Source organism: Anabaena sp. 90, assembly GCF_000312705.1.
Lineage (GTDB): Bacteria > Cyanobacteriota > Cyanobacteriia > Cyanobacteriales > Nostocaceae > Dolichospermum > Dolichospermum lemmermannii.
The window spans coordinates 1244491-1264124 of the sequence record NC_019427.1; the positions used below are offsets into that span (position 1 = coordinate 1244491).

A 19634-nucleotide genomic window follows, 5' to 3' on the forward strand; every position below is an offset into this window, starting at 1 on the left:
GATTTGAGGATGTACAGGATGTGATTGTTTGATTATTGGTTAGTTGTTATTAGTATAGAGGAAATTGAATATTTATGAAGTGAGATGGAAGATTATTGTCAGAATCAGGATGTCCAGGATTTAAGGATGTACAGGATGTGATTGTTTGATTATTCGTTAGTTGTTGATGATTAGGATAGAGAAAAGTGAAATATTTATGAAGTGAGATGGAAGAATAAATATATGAATCTCATCTATCAACCATCAAATAACAATCCTGTCAATCCTTTAATCCTGGATATCCTGATTCAGACAAAAAAATTTTTCTCGCTATGCGAGAGGGATAAGAAAAGAAAAGAGCAAGAGGGCAAAAGCGCATAGTGCTATTAAGTCCTCGCCGCACCACTACATACAACCCGAAAACCAATATAGTTGCCGTAGAAGTCGAGATTGCCGTAGCTGCGAGAAGCAGAACGGCAATCCCCAGGAGAGTCGCCCCACGCACCACCGCACAGCAGCCTTACATTGGTATCAGTATCTAGCCATGCGCTTCCATCTGTCGGCGCACCTTTATAGCTACCATGCCAACTGTCTTGACACCACTCCCAGACATTGCCGTGCATATCGTATAAGCCAAAATTATTCGCTACTTCAAAGCTGCCTACTTCTGTTGTTTCGCATCGGTAAATTCCTTTAATCCCACCGCCATAAGTGTAGTTACCACTATAGTTAGCTAAATCCGTTGTAATCATCTCTCCAAAGTGAAATGGTGTGGTAGTTCCTGCTCGACAAGCATATTCCCATTCGGCTTCACTTGGCAATCTGTAGGTTTTTCCTGTCCTTTTACTCAACTTTTGACAGAAAGTCACCGCATTATTCCAATTAGTGCTTTCAACGGGGCGATTACTACCATTGCAATAAGAAGAGTTAGTTCCCATAATAGCTTGATATTGTGCTTGTGTTACTGGATATTTTCCCATGAAGAAACTAGGAACAGTCACTTGATGTTGGGGACTTTCAGCAGTCCATCTTCCTTCCTCATTTTCTGGTGAACCCATCATAAAAGTACCACCAGGAATTACAGCCATTTCTAAAGTTACACCATTACCCAAATCTTCTATAAAATATCTGGCTATACGCTGCTGACGCTGAATGATTCTACCAGATTTATTAACTGTTACTACTTCAATTTGTTCTAATTTTAAACCTTGTTGATAAGGATTTTGTAATAGTTGCTTAATTCTTGGTTCTGTTCTAGAATTTAATATTAAATAAGCCGCATTTTGAATATCCCAAGATTTATCTTTTAAACCTGCAATCACCAAATCTAAACCCTGTTCTCCATAATTCACAGCTTGCTCAAGTGCAGCGATTTTCACCTGTGCATCTGGATTTTGTAACCGTAATTTTACCCCTTCAATACCACCTAAAACGGCAGCACCTTCTAGTGATGGACTATTACCACCAAGCACAGCATCGTATTCTCGCGGTTGTTGTGGATTATTCATGATTCGTTAATCGTTGGTTTCATGTATGCTGTATATAAAATAGCATATTTGGATAATTTTGTTATTTGTTTACATAATTTTAATATTGTCAGAATCAGGATGTCCAGGATTTAAGGATGTACAGGATGTGATTGTTTAATTATTGGTTAGGTGTTGATGATTAGTATGGAGAAAGGTTAATTTTTATGAAATTACCGTAATAATCAATACATCATTCACGTCTAGTAATCATCAAATAACAATCCTGTAAATCCTCTAATCCTGGTTATCCTGATTCTGACAAAAGGTTAATTTTTATGAAATTACTGTAATAATCAATACATCATTTACCTCTATCAATCATCAAATAACAATCCTGTCAATCCTTTAATCCTGGTTATCCTGATTCAGACAAAATATTATAAACTGAGTCATTAACCATCAAATAACAATCCTGTAAATCCTCTAATCTTGGTTATCCTGATTCTGACAAAATAGCCTCAATTTATAAACTATCAATATTCGTCTTGGCAAAATTCAGAATTTCTATAGTTCTTTGAATAATCAGATCCGCATCAGCTTCTGTAATATTAGGATCAGTATTATAATCACCTCGTAAACGAGTTCTTTCTGCATCAATTAAATAACGATGAAATTCACGAGGAACTCGTTCTGTTCGGGCAAATTTTTCTCCAAAAGCAGCAATAACGGCTGAATGTTTAGAATAAGCCAGTCCTTCCCCTTCTAAAAAAGCCGTAGCAATATAAAACATGGCATAATAACCACGAGAAGCAGCAAATTCAGTAAAACCTTTTTGGTTAAGTTCTTCTGCTGCTTGTAAACTCCTCTCAGCTTTTTCTAACAATCTTTGTTGTTCAGGATTCATATTACTAAACCATCTTTTCTAACATTACGAAAAAAACCACTATCATGATTTTCTAATTGTTCAGAATTAGCAAAAGCACAACTAATTAAAACATTATATTCCAAACACAAATCAGCGATTAATTGACTAATTTTTTCACTTTCTTGAGAATAGTTAAAAACATCTTTTAACACAATCAAAATATCAATATCTGAATCTGGTTGTGCTGTTCCTCTAGCTTGTGAACCATATAAAATTAGTTTTTCTAACTGTTCTCCATAAAGTTGTTTTAAGTTTTGCTGTACTTGGGTTAAAACAGTGGAAATAGGTTGATTTAGCATAATTTTTAATCAACAATTACTCTGAGTTAATGGTTACTTTGATGTATCCTATATTCAAAATAGCATATTATTGTCTGAATCAGGACACCCTTCGGGAAGTCAAAAGTCAAAAGTCAAAAGTCAAAATTTTACATTTGTCAGAATCAGGTGGTTATCGAGCGAAGTCGAGATAATGTCCAGGATTTAAGGATGTACAGGATGTGATTGTTTGATTATTGGTTGGTTGTTGATGATTAGTATGGAGAAAGGTTAATTTTTATGAAATTACCGTAATAATCAATACATCATTCACGTCTAGTAATCATCAAATAACAATCCTGTAAATCCTATAATCCTGGTTATCCTGATTCAGACAAAATATTATAAACTGAGTCATTAACCATCGAATAACAATCCTGTAAATCCTATAATCCTGGTTATCCTGATTCAGATAAATGTAAAATTTTGACTTTTGACTTTTGACTTCCCGAAGGGTGTCTTGATTCTGACAAAGAACTTGACGAAATTGAAAATATAGCCTAATATAAAAATATAGGATGCAGCAGACATGATTTAGGAGTTGAAAGATAGTCTAAACATGACATCCCGTTACCTTTATGGTCGAGGAATTCCGGTAAAGACGTTCTGAATACCAAAAATTGATTTTTGGCGAAGACTCCTCAAGGAGTCTTTGTTATTTAAGGACTGGGTAATTTTTTATTATTTAATAAGTTTTTAGCTATCACAAAAAAGCGAACTTTTTTGATTTTACCTATACCATCATATTTGGGGTAGGCGCTTTCCACGTGCAACCTCAGCTTTTTACTTTCCCGAAATACTGTAAAAACAACAAAATAATCAACTTCAATACCATTAGAATCTACAATTTTAACGGTTGCAAAGTTTCCATATCCAGCATGACATACTAATGTTGTTTTTTCACCCAGTGACTTGATAATACTGGGTAAATGCTTTGACAAGTTGTATCTTTCAAAATTGAATGGTCTAGACTCTCTTGGAGCATTATACATCAATAAATTTGATTCTTCGCTGCTCAGTTCATCCGATTCTTTGGTAAAACAATGTGAGCTATATGTGACGATAAATCTGTATGTGAATGGGTTATTTTCATCTGTATCATCAGTATATTCAACCCAGTGAACATCAAGATGTGATAAGTCGTAAACTTGACCATTAAATGTGAAATTTCTCCAGTGTTTAACCTCCGTCTTGACTGTATTAAAATTTTTACCCATGAGTTAATATAAGCTGCTATGATTTATACAATAATCTTGTAATCTTAATAGTATAAAAATCACAATGTCAAATATTTAAAGTTTACAGGATGTGATTGTTTGATTATTGGTTAGTTGTTGATGATTAGTATAGAGAAAAGTAAATAAATATTTATGAGGTGAGATATAATAATCAATACATAAACGACAGCCATTAACCATCAAATAATCATCCTGTTAATCCTATAATCCTGGTTATCCTGATTCTGACAAAATATTAAGTAAATAGTCATCAACCATCAAATAACAATCCTGTTAATCCTATAATCCTGGATATCCTGATTCAGACAAAATATTAAGTAAATAGTCATCAACCATCAAATAATCATCCTGTTAATCCTATAATCCTGGATATCCTGATTCAGACAAAATATTAAGTAAATAGTCATCAACCATCAAATAATCATCCTGTTAATCCTATAATCCTGGTTATCCTGATATGGCTTACGCCACGCTACGCTATCAGACAAAATATTAAGTAAATAGTCATCAACCATCAAATAATCATCCTGTTAATCCTATAATCCTGGTTATCCTGATTCAGACAAAATATTATACTTTCTGAAAACCAGCTTCTCTCATATTAAGATCAGTGTTATAGCGGAGATTAAAAATATATATATTAAAAGTAATGTATTGGCTAAGTATATTTACTAGTTGCGTTAATCTCAATCTATGTTATATGATATGAATTTTATTTGAAATGGAGACAAAAATACAAGCAACGAAAATAAGTGCTAGAGTGAATAAATCATCTCAATTCAGCTTTATATCGTCTGTGATAGTTCAATACATAGATTTAACGAACTTGACTATGAGTGGATTTAAGTTAGGCTAAAAACGTCTCAATTTTATCAAGTACGATTCCGACAGATCGGGGAAACCAAAATGTAAATTTTAGTACCTGTGTTTGCTATAAGTACCTGAAAAATTGAATAGTTTGATACTGCTTAAAGAATCGTTATCCACTAACCTAAACAAGTTAACTAATTAACGAACTCATAAACCGCTAAAAATTGTGAATACTATTCTACAATGCCAGTTTATGAGAAAATCTAAAGAAAATATAAAATAAACTCAACTGACTGTGGTGTCTGGAGGGACAAGTGTTTTTAAGACTAGCAAACGAACATAGACAATTTGTTCAAGATTTGGTAATGAATTTGCAAGCCTTAGCGGTTGTACTAGAACGGCACGGTTATCCTGCTTCTTGCTATACTTGCGGTAATCAGATGAACAGTGCATCCTTTATGGTCAGCTTAGGAGACAACCATCTAATTCGCTTTTTAGTATCCGACTATGGAATTACTTGGACAGAAATGCGTGATGATCGGGAATTAATGAAATTAGAAGGTGCGGAAGCGATTAGCCAGTTAGAAGAACTAGCTACCCTTGTCAAAGAGGCAATACAAACCTCTAAAAATACTGGGTATTCATCTCCCAAAGGCAAACGGATCTTACAGAATACTGTGGGAAGTGGGAAAACCCACCGATAGTAATTACAGATTATAGGGGCAATTTCTTCAGAAAGCCAGGTACATGAATTGCCCCTGTAGTAACGTAATTAAGCTTCACATAGACTTGGTGATCATGGAACTTGCTGTTGATGTGATAAATTTTGGTGTATTAATATTAAATTCTAAAAAATCGTTATCTTTGAGAATTTGATAGAGATTCACATCTTTCTCTAGTAAACAAGCATGACCGCTATTTGGGAGGAGAAATGTCCGATTATTTGGTAATATCTCCGCTAATCTGGCGATTTCACTGACGGAAGGCAATAAAAGATCGCTACCACTCCCAATGAGTAAAATTTCTTGTGTTAGCCGTTGTAAATCGTTTTTATCAACGTGGAAATCTCGCAGCAATGATAAACGCCAGTTTACCGTTGCTGAGGGCAGGGAACGCATAGCTGTAAGCAGTCTATAGCGATCGCTTTGAGAAATCCGTGCTAATGATGCCAGAAACGGTAATAACCCTAATGCACCCAGATTAAATAGGGATGATGGCACAAACTGAGTCATCTGGGATATCCAATTAAACCAGAATTGCTGGTGCAAAGATGAAGCGGGATTAATTAAAATAATCCGTTTAAATAACTGCGGTGATTGAATTGCGACTTGCATTGCTAAACAACCACCAAAAGATTCACCACATAGGTATATTGGGCGTTGACAGCTTGTTTCCAATTCAGCGTGAATTAAGTCCAAAACATTCGTTGCTAAAACGTCCCAAGTCGCAAGATAGTTTTTGGGTATAGCCAAGCAACGAATATCTAAACAAGAGGCTAATTCAGAGATTTGGGTTTGCAATAATTCACCACTCCCATCCATTCCTGGTAAATAGATGAATAACGGGGAATTTGATTGTACTGGTTTTGGAGTTAAAAAACAAGGTTGAGGATCAACTGCTGGCATTTTGCTGATTTTTATTCGTCTACTCTATCTTTAACTTTACCCTTTCCGTTATCCAGATAGGGATTGTGCCGAAATTTTTATCCTTTTTGCTTTGTCTAAAATCAACCTTTCCACATAAAAAATAACCCACTCTGAAACCATGATTACAGAATTTATGGCGATTTGTATTCATCATATATAAGTATGTGAAAGCGTTAAATCCTCCTCACTGGCAATAGTGTCAGATTGGTGCTGTATTCAACTATTAGCAGTCAGCCAAAAGCAGGAATAACAAAGAAAAGGAAATATTTATTTCCTGGAAGTTACAGCTTACACCCAGGAAATTATGGTTAATTTTCTGTATTTTCACCTTTAAAGCTGTTAGCTTAATGCTTAATGCTTAACAGTTTTGTCAACTATTACTGGGAGAATCTGATATGGGAATTATATCCACACAATTATTTATATCGCTAGAGTTTCAGTTAGTGTATTCCCTGTAACTACCAATGCAAGAAACAGGTTTTACCATGATTATTAATTAGTAAATACTTTCGCTGATTTGGCCAGAAATCAGGTGAATTTATAGAAGTAATTAAACAATTCTTCAGTCCATAAACTTGTTATCATCCAGAAGGAGTTTGAAAAAAACAGTAGCAATGTTATATAATTGCGTAGTTTTGTCTAGATAATCTAGATTATTAATAGAGAAAACTGATTAATAATAATTTGCTTTTATTGTCCATGAATCTTGTGAATAAAACAGAAAAGACTTTTGCACTGACCACACCACTATACTATGTCAATGATGTCCCCCATATTGGCAGTGCTTATACAACTATAGCAGCGGATGTAGTAGCCAGATTTAATCGCTTGCAGGGGCATCAGGTGCTACTAATTACAGGTACAGATGAACATGGTCAAAAAATTCAGCGTTCAGCAGAGAGTTTAGGAAAACCACCACAGGATTTTTGTGATGAAATTGTCCCCAGTTTTGTCAGATTGTGGGATTTACTCGATATTCAATATGACCGCTTTAGTCGAACTACAGCACCCCGTCACCAAGCCATAGTTAAAGAATTCTTCCAGCGGGTTTGGGAAAATGGCGATATTTACCAAGGAGAACAAAAGGGTTGGTACTGCGTTTCCTGTGAAGAGTTTAAGGAAGAACGGGATTTACTCGCAGATAAACACTGTCCCATTCATACTAACAAACAAGTAGAGTGGCGAGATGAGCAGAACTATTTCTTCCGCTTGTCTAAATATCAAACTCAGTTGGAGGAATTTTATCAATCTCACCCAGATTTTATCCAACCTGTCAGCAGACGAAATGAAGTTTTCAATTTTGTCACCCAAGGTTTACAGGATTTTTCGATTTCGCGGGTAAATCTTGATTGGGGTTTTCCCGTACCTGTGGATTCTCAACATACATTATATGTATGGTTTGATGCTTTGCTAGGTTATGTTACAGCATTGTTAGAACCAGATGCAGAACCAACCTTAGCTAATGCTTTACAAACATGGTGGCCGATTAATCTGCACTTGATTGGTAAAGATATTTTACGCTTTCATGCTGTTTATTGGCCTGCAATGCTGATGTCAGCGGGATTACCTTTACCAGACAGGGTATTTGGACATGGTTTTTTAACTAAAGATGGTCAAAAAATGGGCAAGACTTTAGGTAATACTCTTGATCCTATCGCTTTAGTGGAAAATTATGGTAGTGATGCCGTTCGTTATTACTTCCTTAAGGAAATCGAATTTGGGAAAGATGGCGATTTTAATGAAATTAGGTTCATTAATGTTTTGAATGCAGATTTAGCAAATGATTTAGGTAATTTGTTAAATCGGACTTTAAACATGGTGAAGAAATACTGCGCTAGTCAAGTACCGTCCATTAGCCATTCAGATATTCCATCGGAAAATCCTTTGAAAGCGATAGGGTTACAGTTGGGAGAAAAGGTGAAACAAGCATACACAGCATTAGCTTTCAATGAAGCCTGTCACTATGTTTTATCTCTGGTACAAGCCAGTAATAAATTTATAGATGATCAAGCCCCTTGGTCATTATATAAACAAGGTAAACAGGAGGAAGTGGAAGCGGTGCTATATGCGGTTCTGGAATCTGTAAGATTAGCAGCTTATCTTCTATCCCCAATTATTCCTAATATCAGCAGTGATATTTATCAGCAATTAGGCTGGGGGATCAATTTTAATGAACAAAAAGAAAGTGCAATTTTAGCTCCTTTTTGTACCCACTCAACCTGGGGAATATTATCCGATCAACAAATATTGGGAACACCAAAACCAGTTTTTAAACGGATAGAAACATCAAAATAAAAGATTAATTTTGGGAACTGCGAATTTCTTAAAAAACCAAAGAATTCGGGGCTATTAATTACATCTTAATAGTAGATCAAGGAAGTAAATAATCAAAACAGTTTTACTGATGATTGAAGATTCCTGATGTATTAGCCCCGGAGACTTATCATTAGCAACTCTAATAAGCAGATAGTTAGAAATTTCTATCATCACAGGGATAACAACACAAGGTATGACAATAATGTTGAACAATTTTGAAAACGACTCAATATTTACGCCAGAACAAGTTTTGGAAAATCGGGGTCGGGTGGCTATCTTTATTGATGGCTCAAACTTATTTTATGCGGCGCTTCAACTGGGAATCGAAATTGATTATACTAAGTTATTGTGCCGGTTAACTGGTGGATCAAGGCTGTTACGCGCTTTTTTCTACACAGGTGTAGATCGGACAAATGAGAAGCAACAGGGCTTTTTGTTATGGATGCGTCGCAATGGTTATCGAGTTATTGCTAAGGATTTGGTGCAATTACCAGATGGCTCTAAAAAAGCTAACTTAGATGTGGAAATAGCTGTTGATATGATGGCTTTGTGCGATTCCTATGATACCGCAGTTTTAGTCAGCGGTGACGGTGATTTGGCTTATGCTGTCAATTCTGTGAGCTATCGTGGTGTGAGGGTAGAGGTGGTGAGTTTGCGTTCTATGACTAGTGATAGTTTAATTAATGTGAGCGATCGCTATATTGATTTAGAAGCTATCAAAGAAGATATCCAAAAAACTCCCCGTCAAAGTTATCCATATCGGCCATTGTCTAGTATGGGCTTTTTAGACGATCATCGAGATAATCACAGACATTTAGAAGTTCCAGAATAATGCAATATGCACAAGGTAGGGAGAATAGAAGAAAAGATGCAAAACATCAAAGGGGATCTAAAAATCATTCTCCCCACTTTTATTCATTTTTTGGGTTGCGATTACCAACTAATTTGTTTTATCTGCCTTTGATCTTGTGTTTAGGTTTATGCTTGTCTGCTTGCGGTAATCCATCACCAACTCAATCAAAAACTGATAATCCATCTCCAAAGGAGGATGACACTAAGTTAACTTTTTTCGGTGTGGCTTTAGAACAGTTTGATGAGGTAGGGAAACCAATTTGGAAAGTTAAAGCCAAAGAAGCAAAATACACTACAGATAAGCAAATTGGTGAGGCAGAAAGTCCTCAAGGAGAACTTTACCAAGATGGAAAAGTTGTCTACCAAATTAAAGCAGATAAGGCTGATATTAAGCAAGATGGTAAGCAACTTTTTCTTAAAGGTAAAATTGTAGCTACCGATCCCCGCAATGGGATTGTTTTCCAAGGTAATGAGTTAGAATGGCGACCTCAAGAAGATTTATTGATTGTTCGCAATCAGTTAAATGGTAGTCATAAACAATTACAAGCTGTAGCTCAAGAAGCAAAGATCAAAACTCGTGAACAACGGGTAGAATTTTCAGGGGGAGTATTCGCAAAATCCACAGATCCACAGCTGCAAATGCGAACTGATCATTTAATGTGGCATATTAAGGAGGAGAAATTATTTAGCGATCGCCCAATCCAAATAGAAAGATATAAGGATAACAAAATCACTGGACGTGGTAACGGTAATGCCGCAGAAATTAATTTAAAAACTCAAATTGCCATTCTCCAACCACAGGCAAAATTAGAGTTATTAGATCCATTGATACAAATTATTAGTAACTCAATTACCTGGAATATTAAGAAAGAAAATATCACCACAAATTCTCCCATTCGGATATTCCAATCTGCTGAAAATGTCACTGTCACTGCTAATCAGGGACAAATGCAAATACCAGAAAATAAGGTATATCTCACTGGTAATGTGAATGCAGTTGGGCAACGTCGTCAGTCTTTAAAATCAAATCAACTTACTTGGTATTTAGATAAAAAATTGTTAGAAGCGCAGGGAAATATCGTTTATCGTCAAATTGAACCAAAATTAACTTTCCAAGGGGAAACAGCCGTCGGTAATTTAGAAACAGAAAATATTGTTGTCAAAGGTGGTAATTCTGGACGCAGAGTGGTAACAGAAATTATCCCCCAGGAAGGAAGGTAGGGGGAGTAGGGGGAGTAGGGGAGTAGGGGGAGTAGGGGGAGTAGGGGGAGTAGGGGAGAAATTATCTTCTTCTTCTCCCTTCTTCCTAACAACTGACAACTGTACGGGCGAAGCATTTGGAGAACTATTTTTGGCAATGACCGATAATTTATCTTCCAAATGCTTCACCCCTACTGACAACTGACAACTGTACGGGCGAAGCATTTGGAGAACTATTTTTGGCAATGACCGATAATTTATCTTCCAAATGCTTCGCCCCTACTGACAACTAGCTTTTATACAAAACTTCATTGCGATTGGCTGCACCAAATTTTGGTAAAGAATTATCTAAATGAGGTGTGAGGGTAGCCGGAATATCAGTAGATACTTCTAATTCTTTTTCTAAATGTTGGAGAAGTTTATCTTGTTCAGTCCGAAAAGCTGATACATTTCCCCCACGATTGATAATTGTAAACCACACCAAACCGCGATCGCGTGTGGGGACAACTCCAGCTAAAGCACTAACATCATTGAGAGTACCGGTTTTCATCACAGTCGCTTTTGGCATATGTCGAGAATGTATTGTCCCTCGGTGGTCTAGTCCAGAGGTGGGAAATAAATCAGCCAAAGTCAACTGATAGGAACTAGCTTCCCGTTGCAATGCCATGAACATAGCACAAACACCTCTGGGAGAGATTCGATTTTCTTTCCCTAAACCAGAACCATTAATCAAGAGAATTTCTGACTTTGGGAATCTAGCAAGTTGGGATGCTGTGGTGCTAACTACATCTGCCCCTCCCACAGAATCGGCTAACATTTCCGCAATATCGTTATTACTGAAAACGTTCATTTCCTTAATGATTTTTTGCAAAGGTAAGGAAAGATGACGTACCAGTAAAGTTTGCCCAACTTTAGGTTGAAGCTCCACTTTAATATTACCAGCAATAATCACTTGGGGTTTAGGTGTTCCTTTGGGCATAATTGAGTATTGGAAAACCACAGAACGCGACCAAGTTTGGTGATTTAGTGCTTGTTTGAGTAATTGACCGGCAAGCAGGGGATGACGTTGGAAATTCATGGCAAAAGCCCCAGTAATTACCAGATTTCCCTTAACTTGCTTAATACCTATTTTATTCAGAGTATTTCCCAGAGCGATCGCTTCCTCCCCCACAAACATCGGATCACCACTACCAGTAATCACCAAATCACCCTGCACCACCCCATTTACTAACGGTCCAGTGCTACTAACTAAAGTCTCAAATTGGTGATTGGGTCCCCAAGCTTTAAAAGCTACCAACGAAGTAGCAACTTTAGTTAAGGAAGCAGCGGATAAAGGTACAGTCCCTTGATGATTAGCCATTAGCATTGGTCCCGACTGCAACCAAATCCCCTGAGAGGACATGAGAGTTTGGTCAATTAATTTTGATGTGATTAAACCCTTGAGATATTCTTGGACTGTAATAGCACCTGCTGGGCTGGGATCAGGGACAAGAATCAAGTTAGAGCTACCTTGCCAAGCCAAGACACTCAAGGCTTCTAAGGGTTGAATTGGCACCTTAGCCATTTCTAGCCATAGAGAAAACAAACCTGATCCTAATAATTCCAGCATATTTAAATTCCTGTATTGGTTAATTGGTAAGAGTTTTCTTTAAGTTCGTAAGCGTAAGCTATATTGTGAGACTATTTTTAACTTTTAATTCCCTCTTTTCTTAGCAACTTATACCAATATACGAGCCTGATTATATTTATCAGTATTGAGTCATAATAAAGTAATAATTCACCGAGTCAACAGAGTTAAGTTTCTCCCAAAATTATTACTTATGCAATACCTTGTCCATTTTTCGTAGGTTGGCTTAAGCGACAGCGCAACCCAACTGATCTGTTTGATTTAATGCTGATTGCTCTGCAACCCTAACGCGAACAACCCAACAAACCAAAAAAATGGCACAGGTATTCCCATAGTGCAAGTTTCATGTATTAGGAATAAAATATTTTGGCTAATTAATAACTTGGTAGAGGTTACTTTCTTTCTGGATGTGCCAATTCCTCTGGAGTGGGAACACCCACCTGATTAATTACCCCAATCATTTGATATAAACGCCCTAAATCTCGTTGATTAAAATTTAAAACTAACCGAGGCAAATTAGATGTTTCATCTTGTTCTTCCTGTGGTAATGCTTGGCTTTTCACAATTTCACCTGTCAGCAAAATATCACGGAACTGAGTATTAAGTAATTCTACTTGAGCATCTGATAAATCTTCTTGCAACCGGATCACCAACTTGTCACCAACATAACGACTAGAATGATAAATTCGGTAAAATCCAGTAATAGCATTACAGGCAACTTCAAGATTATCTGTAATAGTGTACAAACTCGGATCATCTGGACTAACAAGCCCTGTTTTTACCAATTTCTCATCAATATATTGACTCCAAGAACGCCAATAATCACCCCCTGCTTGATCAATTAACACCAAAGGAACTGGACCAAATTTACCTGTTTGGCTCAATGTCATACATTCAAAAGCCTCATCTTGAGTGCCAAAACCACCAGGAAATAAAGCCACAGCATCACTTTCTTTCAGAAGAAATAACTTGCGAGTAAAGAAGTATTTAAAATTAATTAGTTTAGCATCACCTTCAATAATTGGGTTAGCTTGTTGCTCAAAAGGTAACTGAATATTTAAACCAAAGGAATTTTCCCTCCCAGCGCCTTCTTGACCAGCTTGCATAATCCCACCACCACCACCTGTCATAATCATAAATCCTAGTGCAGAAACAGCCCGACTAAATTGCAGAGCCATTTGATATGCTGGTGTATCTGGTGCTAGACGCGCTGAACCAAAAATAGTAATTTTCCGCACATGACGGTAGTTATAAAATAACTGGAAACCACATTCCATATCTGCTAAAGCAGCAGATAATATTTTCCAATCAAGACGTTCAATATCACTATCAGCAAGACGCAGAATTGTGGTGAGTGATTGCTGAATAAATTGCCGATGTTTTAGTGTCGGTAAACGGTCTATTAATTCCGCAATATCTGCTTGAAGAGAATCTAATGAAGAAAAGGACGCTTCAGAGGTCATACTTACTGCCGCAATAATGGCATTATATTTTAACCAAAGTTGCTAATACAGTAAAGGGTAGGTCAACTAACAATAATTAAAAATCCCTAAAGGGCTGATGTAATATGCTTTTTGACGTTTGCCTCACCGTACTAGCAACTTACGTTATTTTACATGATACTTCCTATATTGACCGTAATTATTACAATACAGGCTTCTCAGTAACTAAGCTTTACTTGACTAACAATCACAACGGAAATGTCCGAAAGTGTTACTGAAACCAGGCTTTTTCTATTATTTAAGAAATATAGGCAAAGCAACATTTTCGTCCCTTGACACTCCCCGCGATAAATCGACGGGGATTCTTGGTTCAACGAGACCACTTAAACTAGGTTCCTTGCGTTACCTAGCGAGCGAGGTGGGACTCTCCCCAAGCGTTAACTTTGGGTATGCCCTACCCTAGTTGCATTGCTGCAAGTCCTGTTTAGTTTGAAACAAATAGTTCAAAAATCTGAGTCGTCACGCTCGGTATAAATCTTTTACCTACTGCTAGGAGGAAAACGTGAACAATGCAGTAGAACCGCATAGATTTAATTGTCAAGGTTCAGGTGTCTTTCGACGACAAGGTTTTTTAAGTGGTTGATTACCTTTCCACCATCATTAGTATAGTGTATTGGTACACTAATTAATTGAAAGCCGTCGGAGAACGACGGGGCTTTAAACCCAATTTTTCGGTAAATGAATAACTCAAGGAGAGTTTGTTGTCTATTGGGCTTCAAAGATACTTTTCCAAAGTGGTAGCTAAAGTGGTTTTAGGTACAGCACCGACAACCATATCTACCTTGTCTCCATCTTTGAAAATCATTAATGTAGGAATACTGCGAATACCGTACTGACTAGCAATATTCGGATTTTCATCAGTATTGACTTTCACAACCTTAATTTGTCCTTCGTACTGCTCGGCAATTTCTTCGACAACAGGAGCTACCATACGACATGGACCACACCAAGGGGCCCAAAAATCAACTAATACGGGAACTTCACTTTCGAGGACATCTACCTTAAAACTTGCATCTGTAACGTTTGTCGCTGCTGACATACCTAAAAACCTTTACATGAGATATTTCTGAGCTTGGTGAAAATTCTACCATAGCAAAAACATCCTCTTAGAGATAAAGGATATACATTTGCAAAAAAACTAGAAAACTAATGCAGACCATAAGGAACCGCCCGAACATTAGTCCGGGCGGAGTGTGGTGTGAGGAGTGAACGGAAACATTTGTCTCCGCCACCTCTATTGTAGGCTAGATATGTGATTTTTCCAGTCATTCTCAAAGTTGTTGTTAGTAGGGGCGAAGCATTTGGAAGATAAATTATCGGTCATTGCCAAAAATAGTTCTCCAAATGCTTCGCCCGTACAGTTGTTAGTTGTTAGTAGGGGCGAAGCATTTGGAAGATAAATTATCGGTCATTGCCAAAAATAGTTCTCCAAATGCTTCGCCCGTACAGTTGTTAGTTGTTAGTAGGGGCGAAGCATTTGGAAGATAAATTATCGGTCATTGCCAAAAATAGTTCTCCAAATGCTTCGCCCGTACAGTTGTCAGTTGTTAGTAGGGGCGAAGCATTTGGAAGATAAATTATCGGTCATTGCCAAAAATAGTTCTCCAAATGCTTCGCCCGTACAGTTGTCCGTTGTCCGTTGTGATGACCCACTGACCACTGACCACTCGACCACTGACCACTGACACGAATGAGTTATTTACCCATACCTAACTGTTGGGCTTTTTGGTAAACCTTACCTTCGGTCAGTAGAGAAGGAGCAATGACAACTTCAACTTGCTGCATTTCCTTAATGTTTTTAGCGCCTAAAGTTCCCATACTGGTCTTTAAAGCTCCTAAAAGATTATGAGTACCATCATCCAAGCCGGCTGGACCTGTGAGTATTTGTTCTAGAGTTCCAGTTGTACCTACGCGAATCCGAGTCCCTCGCGGTAATATCGGGCTGGGAGTTGCCATACCCCAGTGATAACCACGCCCAGGGGCTTGGGCGGCTCTGGCAAATGGAGAGCCAATCATCACAGCGTCAGCACCACAGGCGATACATTTACAGATGTCTCCCCCGGTGATTAAACCACCGTCAGCGATGATAGGGATATATTTCCCAGTTTCCCGATAATAATCGTCTCTAGCGGCCGTACAATCAGCGATCGCAGTGGCTTGAGGTACGCCCACGCCCAACACTCCACGAGAAGTACAAGCAGCACCGGGTCCAATACCTACCAATACCGCTGCTGCACCAGCTTTCATCAACTCTAAGGTGACTTGATATGTAACGCAATTTCCTAATGCCACAGGGATGGGCATAGAACGACAAAACTCCGCTAAATCAAGGGGAGTGATAGATTCTGGCGATAGGTGATTAGTAGAAACTACTGTAGCTTGGATAAAAAATAAATCTGCTCCAGCTTTAGCTACAATTTCACCATATTTGCTTGCCCCGGCTGGAGTTGTGCTAACTGCCGCAATACCGCCTTGTTGTTTAATTTCCTGAATACGTTTTTCAATTAATTCCGGCTTTATTGGTTCAGCATACAATTCTTGCATCAGACTGACAAATTCTTCTTTGCCGACGGAGGCAATCCGATCTAAAATCGGTTCGGGGTCAGCATAGCGAGTTTGGATACCCTCTAAATTAATTACTCCCAATGCCCCCAATTGGGACAAGCGAACAGCCGTTTTTACATCAACGACACCATCCATTGCACTGGCAATAATGGGGATTTCTCGCTCAATATTGCCAATTGTCCACTTGGTATCAGTTAAACTCGGATCGAGAGTTCTGTTACCAGGGACTAAAGCAATTTCATCAATTCCATAGGCTCGACGCGCCACTTTTCCCCGCCCAAGTTGAATTTCCACGCTTTAACTTCTCTCAAAACTGTTTAAGCTAGGGTATCAAATTGTGGTGATATTGGGAATTGGGAACAATTGAAAATTTTTGATTTTTCATTCTGTTCTCATGTATTAGGGTTTATTTTTATTAGCATAATTAGCACCTGTATAACCTGTGGCTACCCAAATAACTGCCCTAGCACCATCCCTAAGAGATTTTTCAATCGGTTCTGGTGAATTTGCGGAAGGAACTGATAGGGGTTTAAAATTCATGCCTCGACTACCTAAAACAATTTCACCAACGATGCAAGCACGACGCATATGAAAGTCAGATGTAATTAAATAAACACTTTTGATGCCACGAGATTGTAATTCATCCACTGTAGTAGTAAAATTAGTAACCGTGTCTACAGCTTCATAGTCCAAGTTTAAACGCCGGGGATCAATTCCTGCATTAGCAAATATTTTTTTAGTATGCTGAGGTGGACTGCCCCCAGAAATCCAAATGGGTATATTGGGATATTGGTGGGCTAATTTGGCTGTAAACTTTTCTCTTTCTAGTAAGCGGGTAGAACCGCCTAAAACTAATATTGCTTGTGGTTGTACAAATTGGTTTTGTACTGCCTTGCACCCCCACCAGATGAATAAGGGGAGGAGACAAGCCATAACCCTCACAGATTTCCCTGTCAAAAGTAGCTTATTCAAGGCTCTATAGGTATGTCTATTCGGACTAGAGTTTTCTTTAAAAATCAGCACAATAACGCACAGGGATGATGGTTAGTATAAGTTTTTGCGAACTATATCTAGAAAAAAGTTGGTAACGTTGCAATCATTGAATCTACATTGCTGTAATTTCTGCCATATCCTAAACTATCTGAGAAAATTAATCAAAGGTGTCTCACCACTCATTGACAACATAATTTTTAGATTTACTATAAGACCTAACACGCCTAAGAATTTTAATTAGTGTAACTGCTTGCTATATGTGACAATGATTTATTTGTTTTCACAAGCATAATTTTCAATTCTTAATGAATACAATTAGGAAAGAATACATAAATCTTTATATTTACCTTCGAGGCGATCGCTTTTGCTAGTAATATTAAGGAATATGAATTAAATAAAGTGCAAAAGTAGGGTGTGTTAGCGACAGCGTAACGCACCATTTCAGGTTAAGTCAGAATTGCAGGTTATTAAATTTGCGTTCCTAAGGGACTTCCAGGAAATAAATTATCCCAATAAATAAATGAACAAACGAACCACAGAGGCACAGAGAACACAGAGAGAGAAGAAATAGGGAGGGTTTTTGCGTTAGTTTTGGGACATTTTTTTATTTGGAAGTCTCTAAGTGGCTAGTACCGCAGGGCGGAAGTCAAAAGTCAAAAGTCAAAAGTCAAAACTAATATACAGTAAGCTTTTTGGCGATTGAATATGGTTGCTTTATTTACGCCGTGATGTACTAGTTAGAGACTTCCAAGAAATAAATTATCCTAAGAAACGAACCACAGAGGCACAGAGTACACAGAGAGAGAATTTCTGCATCAGTTTTGGGACATTTTTTTATTTGGAAGTCTCTTAGGTAAATTGTCAGAAATGGCTATAGCTTGCGTGACGACGCAGGAGTTATACGCCACGCTGCGCTATCAGGATGTACAGGATTAAAGGATGAACAGGATCAAAACAGAAATTTTATGAGCCATTGGCGGAAATTATCATGATAGAATTTGTAGGTGGTTGAGTCAAAAATAGTTTCTATTTGCAAGAACTCTAACCAATTTTCTAATAATTCTTCAATATCATATTCATCAGTATTTAGGAAATTGGCAATATCTGTAACTGATATGGGTTGTGTTGTCTGGGATAAAACTTGCAACACTGCTAGGGGAAAATCTTGATGTTGAGAACCCAGCATTTTTTCTAAATGTTGTTGGTAATAGGTTTCTAATGGTGGTGGAAATGATGTTCCTATTTGGGAAGGTTGGGGATAAAAATTATTAGTAATAGCAGCTAAAATTTGACTAACATACATAAAATTATTTTCGCTGCGGTTGGTTAAGTTAGTTATAAATTCTGCTTCATTTATTTGGTGGCTATTTAACCAGGATTTGATTGACCTCTCCCCCAACCCCTCTCCTGCGAGGAGAGGGGAGTTAGACAAGTTTTTTTCCTCTATTTCTGTAATAGGAGAAGGGGAGTTAGAAGCATCTTGTTCCCCCATTCCCTCGTAGGGAAGGGGGGTGAGGGGGGTTAGGTTTCTCCTAATATAATTTTGAATATCCTGTTTATTTTCCTGTGGATAATCTTCTAAATGCAAACTTTGCACCGGTGCTTCAATTAATAAACCGGAATTACTGGATAAAAACGGACGACGGGTAAGGAGAAAATAAATCCCTTGGGGAATGTAGCGGGGAAGATAAAAAATATTTGTTCCTGGTGGTTGTAATTGGGAATTAATGCAATTTAAACTATCAATAGCAATAATTAATTTTTGATTGGGTTGCAAATTGTCGCTGATTTGTTGGAGAAGTAAGGATAAAAACCAACTCCCTTCTGTAGCATTATCGGGTAAATTTGGCAGAGATATTTGATCAAATGTGGCGATAATTTGAGAACATATATATTTGATAAATTCTTCAGCGTGATTTTTCCCCTCTAGTTCTGCATTGTAATAAATTACCTGACGATTTTCTGAGGAATTTTCTTTAATATATTGAGCAATAATTGCACTTTTACCGCTACCGGGTAGACCGATAATAGTGAAATAACCCCGGTTGTAGCGATTGAGAAAATTATGAATCGCAGTAAACACGAAATCACGACCGAGAAAATTCGCGCTTTTTTGGTGAATTATGGCTGTAAATTCTTGGTAATTAACTATGGAATTATTCATAGTTGGTGGTCTGGGTGATAAACTCATCATT

17 protein-coding genes are annotated in these 19634 nt (G+C 37.6%); 5 read left to right on the top strand and 12 right to left on the bottom strand.

What is annotated here, in order from left to right:
* Nucleotides 1–365 precede the first annotated feature (365 nt).
* From ANA_RS05475 to ANA_RS05490, 4 genes are all read right to left on the bottom strand, one after another.
* The gene (locus tag ANA_RS05475) at nt 366–1487 is read right to left on the bottom strand and encodes an SUMF1/EgtB/PvdO family nonheme iron enzyme (protein ID WP_015079058.1); all 1122 of its coding nucleotides are present in this window, start codon (nt 1485–1487) and stop codon (nt 366–368) included.
* A gap of 484 nt (nt 1488–1971) precedes the next feature.
* Nucleotides 1972–2352: a HEPN domain-containing protein gene (locus ANA_RS05480; RefSeq protein WP_015079059.1), complete on the bottom strand. Its 381-nt coding sequence runs from the start codon at nt 2350–2352 to the stop codon at nt 1972–1974.
* Nucleotides 2349–2672, bottom strand: a complete 324-nt coding sequence (locus ANA_RS05485) for a nucleotidyltransferase domain-containing protein (RefSeq protein WP_015079060.1) — start codon at nt 2670–2672, stop codon at nt 2349–2351. Before ANA_RS05485 ends, ANA_RS05480 begins: the two co-directional genes overlap by 4 nt.
* Nucleotides 2673–3349: 677 nt before the next feature.
* Entirely contained in the window at nt 3350–3907 is a 558-nt protein-coding gene (locus ANA_RS05490) for a heat-shock protein (RefSeq protein WP_015079061.1), read from the bottom strand.
* A gap of 1145 nt (nt 3908–5052) precedes the next feature.
* Here ANA_RS05490 and ANA_RS05495 point away from each other — a divergent pair.
* Nucleotides 5053–5442 (top strand): DUF1815 family protein, encoded by a 390-nt coding sequence (locus ANA_RS05495; RefSeq protein ID WP_015079063.1) that lies wholly within the window; start codon nt 5053–5055, stop codon nt 5440–5442.
* A 75-nt stretch (nt 5443–5517) separates the two neighbouring features.
* Here the strand turns inward: ANA_RS05495 and ANA_RS05500 are convergent, their stop codons facing one another.
* On the bottom strand, nt 5518–6363 hold the full coding sequence (locus tag ANA_RS05500) for an alpha/beta fold hydrolase (RefSeq protein WP_015079064.1): 846 nt from the start codon (nt 6361–6363) through the stop codon (nt 5518–5520).
* Nucleotides 6364–7083: 720 nt separating this feature from the next.
* Here ANA_RS05500 and metG point away from each other — a divergent pair.
* The 3 genes from metG to lptC all read left to right on the top strand — a co-directional run bounded on the left by metG (nt 7084) and on the right by lptC (nt 10773).
* A complete protein-coding gene (gene metG, locus ANA_RS05505) occupies nt 7084–8679 on the top strand; it encodes a methionine--tRNA ligase (RefSeq protein ID WP_015079065.1) in 1596 nt (531 codons plus the stop codon).
* 223 nt (nt 8680–8902) lie between these two features.
* Complete coding sequence (locus tag ANA_RS05510; RefSeq protein WP_041457738.1) at nt 8903–9532, top strand: LabA-like NYN domain-containing protein; 630 nt, start codon at nt 8903–8905, stop codon at nt 9530–9532.
* Entirely contained in the window at nt 9532–10773 is a 1242-nt protein-coding gene (gene lptC / locus ANA_RS05515; RefSeq protein ID WP_015079067.1) for an LPS export ABC transporter periplasmic protein LptC, read from the top strand. Before ANA_RS05510 ends, lptC begins: the two co-directional genes overlap by 1 nt.
* On the opposite strand, the gene ANA_RS27395 is transcribed toward lptC, so the two are convergent.
* From ANA_RS27395 to trxA, 4 genes are all read right to left on the bottom strand, one after another.
* The gene (locus tag ANA_RS27395; RefSeq protein ID WP_235081956.1) at nt 10690–10977 is read right to left on the bottom strand and encodes a hypothetical protein; all 288 of its coding nucleotides are present in this window, start codon (nt 10975–10977) and stop codon (nt 10690–10692) included. The two genes, lptC and ANA_RS27395, sit on opposite strands and share 84 nt — an antisense overlap.
* Before the next feature lie 64 nt (nt 10978–11041).
* On the bottom strand, nt 11042–12361 hold the full coding sequence (locus ANA_RS05520; RefSeq protein WP_015079068.1) for a D-alanyl-D-alanine carboxypeptidase: 1320 nt from the start codon (nt 12359–12361) through the stop codon (nt 11042–11044).
* A 410-nt stretch (nt 12362–12771) separates the two neighbouring features.
* A complete protein-coding gene (locus tag ANA_RS05525; RefSeq protein WP_015079069.1) occupies nt 12772–13842 on the bottom strand; it encodes an LOG family protein in 1071 nt (356 codons plus the stop codon).
* Nucleotides 13843–14596: 754 nt separating this feature from the next.
* Nucleotides 14597–14920 (bottom strand): thioredoxin, encoded by a 324-nt coding sequence (gene trxA / locus ANA_RS05530; RefSeq protein WP_015079070.1) that lies wholly within the window; start codon nt 14918–14920, stop codon nt 14597–14599.
* A 481-nt stretch (nt 14921–15401) separates the two neighbouring features.
* Here trxA and ANA_RS24180 point away from each other — a divergent pair, with 481 nt between their 5' ends.
* On the top strand, nt 15402–15566 hold the full coding sequence (locus tag ANA_RS24180) for a hypothetical protein (protein ID WP_235081958.1): 165 nt from the start codon (nt 15402–15404) through the stop codon (nt 15564–15566).
* Between the two features lie 10 nt (nt 15567–15576).
* On the opposite strand, the gene ANA_RS05535 is transcribed toward ANA_RS24180, so the two are convergent.
* The 3 genes from ANA_RS05535 to ANA_RS05545 all read right to left on the bottom strand — a co-directional run bounded on the left by ANA_RS05535 (nt 15577) and on the right by ANA_RS05545 (nt 19633).
* On the bottom strand, nt 15577–16740 hold the full coding sequence (locus ANA_RS05535; protein WP_015079071.1) for a GuaB3 family IMP dehydrogenase-related protein: 1164 nt from the start codon (nt 16738–16740) through the stop codon (nt 15577–15579).
* Between the two features lie 105 nt (nt 16741–16845).
* Nucleotides 16846–17379, bottom strand: coding sequence for a YdcF family protein (locus ANA_RS05540; protein WP_015079072.1), 534 nt, complete (start codon nt 17377–17379; stop codon nt 16846–16848).
* 1009 nt (nt 17380–18388) lie between these two features.
* On the bottom strand, nt 18389–19633 hold the full coding sequence (locus tag ANA_RS05545; protein WP_015079074.1) for an ATP-binding protein: 1245 nt from the start codon (nt 19631–19633) through the stop codon (nt 18389–18391).
* Between the last annotated feature and the right edge of the window lies 1 nt (nt 19634).

What these genes read in the sequence shown, in the direction of transcription:
- ANA_RS24180 (WP_235081958.1), top strand. Translation starts at nt 15,402, where the DNA reads ATGCTTCGCCCGTACAGTTGTCAGTTGTTAGTAGGGGCGAAGCATTTG.
- ANA_RS05475 (WP_015079058.1), bottom strand. Translation starts at nt 1,487, where the DNA reads ATGAATAATCCACAACAACCGCGAGAATACGATGCTGTGCTTGGTGGT.
- ANA_RS05480 (WP_015079059.1), bottom strand. Translation starts at nt 2,352, where the DNA reads ATGAATCCTGAACAACAAAGATTGTTAGAAAAAGCTGAGAGGAGTTTA.
- ANA_RS05510 (WP_041457738.1), top strand. Translation starts at nt 8,903, where the DNA reads ATGTTGAACAATTTTGAAAACGACTCAATATTTACGCCAGAACAAGTT.
- ANA_RS05545 (WP_015079074.1), bottom strand. Translation starts at nt 19,633, where the DNA reads ATGATGAGTTTATCACCCAGACCACCAACTATGAATAATTCCATAGTT.
- ANA_RS05540 (WP_015079072.1), bottom strand. Translation starts at nt 17,379, where the DNA reads ATGGCTTGTCTCCTCCCCTTATTCATCTGGTGGGGGTGCAAGGCAGTA.
- ANA_RS05485 (WP_015079060.1), bottom strand. Translation starts at nt 2,672, where the DNA reads ATGCTAAATCAACCTATTTCCACTGTTTTAACCCAAGTACAGCAAAAC.
- metG (WP_015079065.1), top strand. Translation starts at nt 7,084, where the DNA reads ATGAATCTTGTGAATAAAACAGAAAAGACTTTTGCACTGACCACACCA.
- trxA (WP_015079070.1), bottom strand. Translation starts at nt 14,920, where the DNA reads ATGTCAGCAGCGACAAACGTTACAGATGCAAGTTTTAAGGTAGATGTC.
- lptC (WP_015079067.1), top strand. Translation starts at nt 9,532, where the DNA reads ATGCAATATGCACAAGGTAGGGAGAATAGAAGAAAAGATGCAAAACAT.
- ANA_RS27395 (WP_235081956.1), bottom strand. Translation starts at nt 10,977, where the DNA reads ATGCTTCGCCCGTACAGTTGTCAGTTGTCAGTAGGGGTGAAGCATTTG.
- ANA_RS05490 (WP_015079061.1), bottom strand. Translation starts at nt 3,907, where the DNA reads ATGGGTAAAAATTTTAATACAGTCAAGACGGAGGTTAAACACTGGAGA.
- ANA_RS05525 (WP_015079069.1), bottom strand. Translation starts at nt 13,842, where the DNA reads ATGACCTCTGAAGCGTCCTTTTCTTCATTAGATTCTCTTCAAGCAGAT.
- ANA_RS05500 (WP_015079064.1), bottom strand. Translation starts at nt 6,363, where the DNA reads ATGCCAGCAGTTGATCCTCAACCTTGTTTTTTAACTCCAAAACCAGTA.
- ANA_RS05520 (WP_015079068.1), bottom strand. Translation starts at nt 12,361, where the DNA reads ATGCTGGAATTATTAGGATCAGGTTTGTTTTCTCTATGGCTAGAAATG.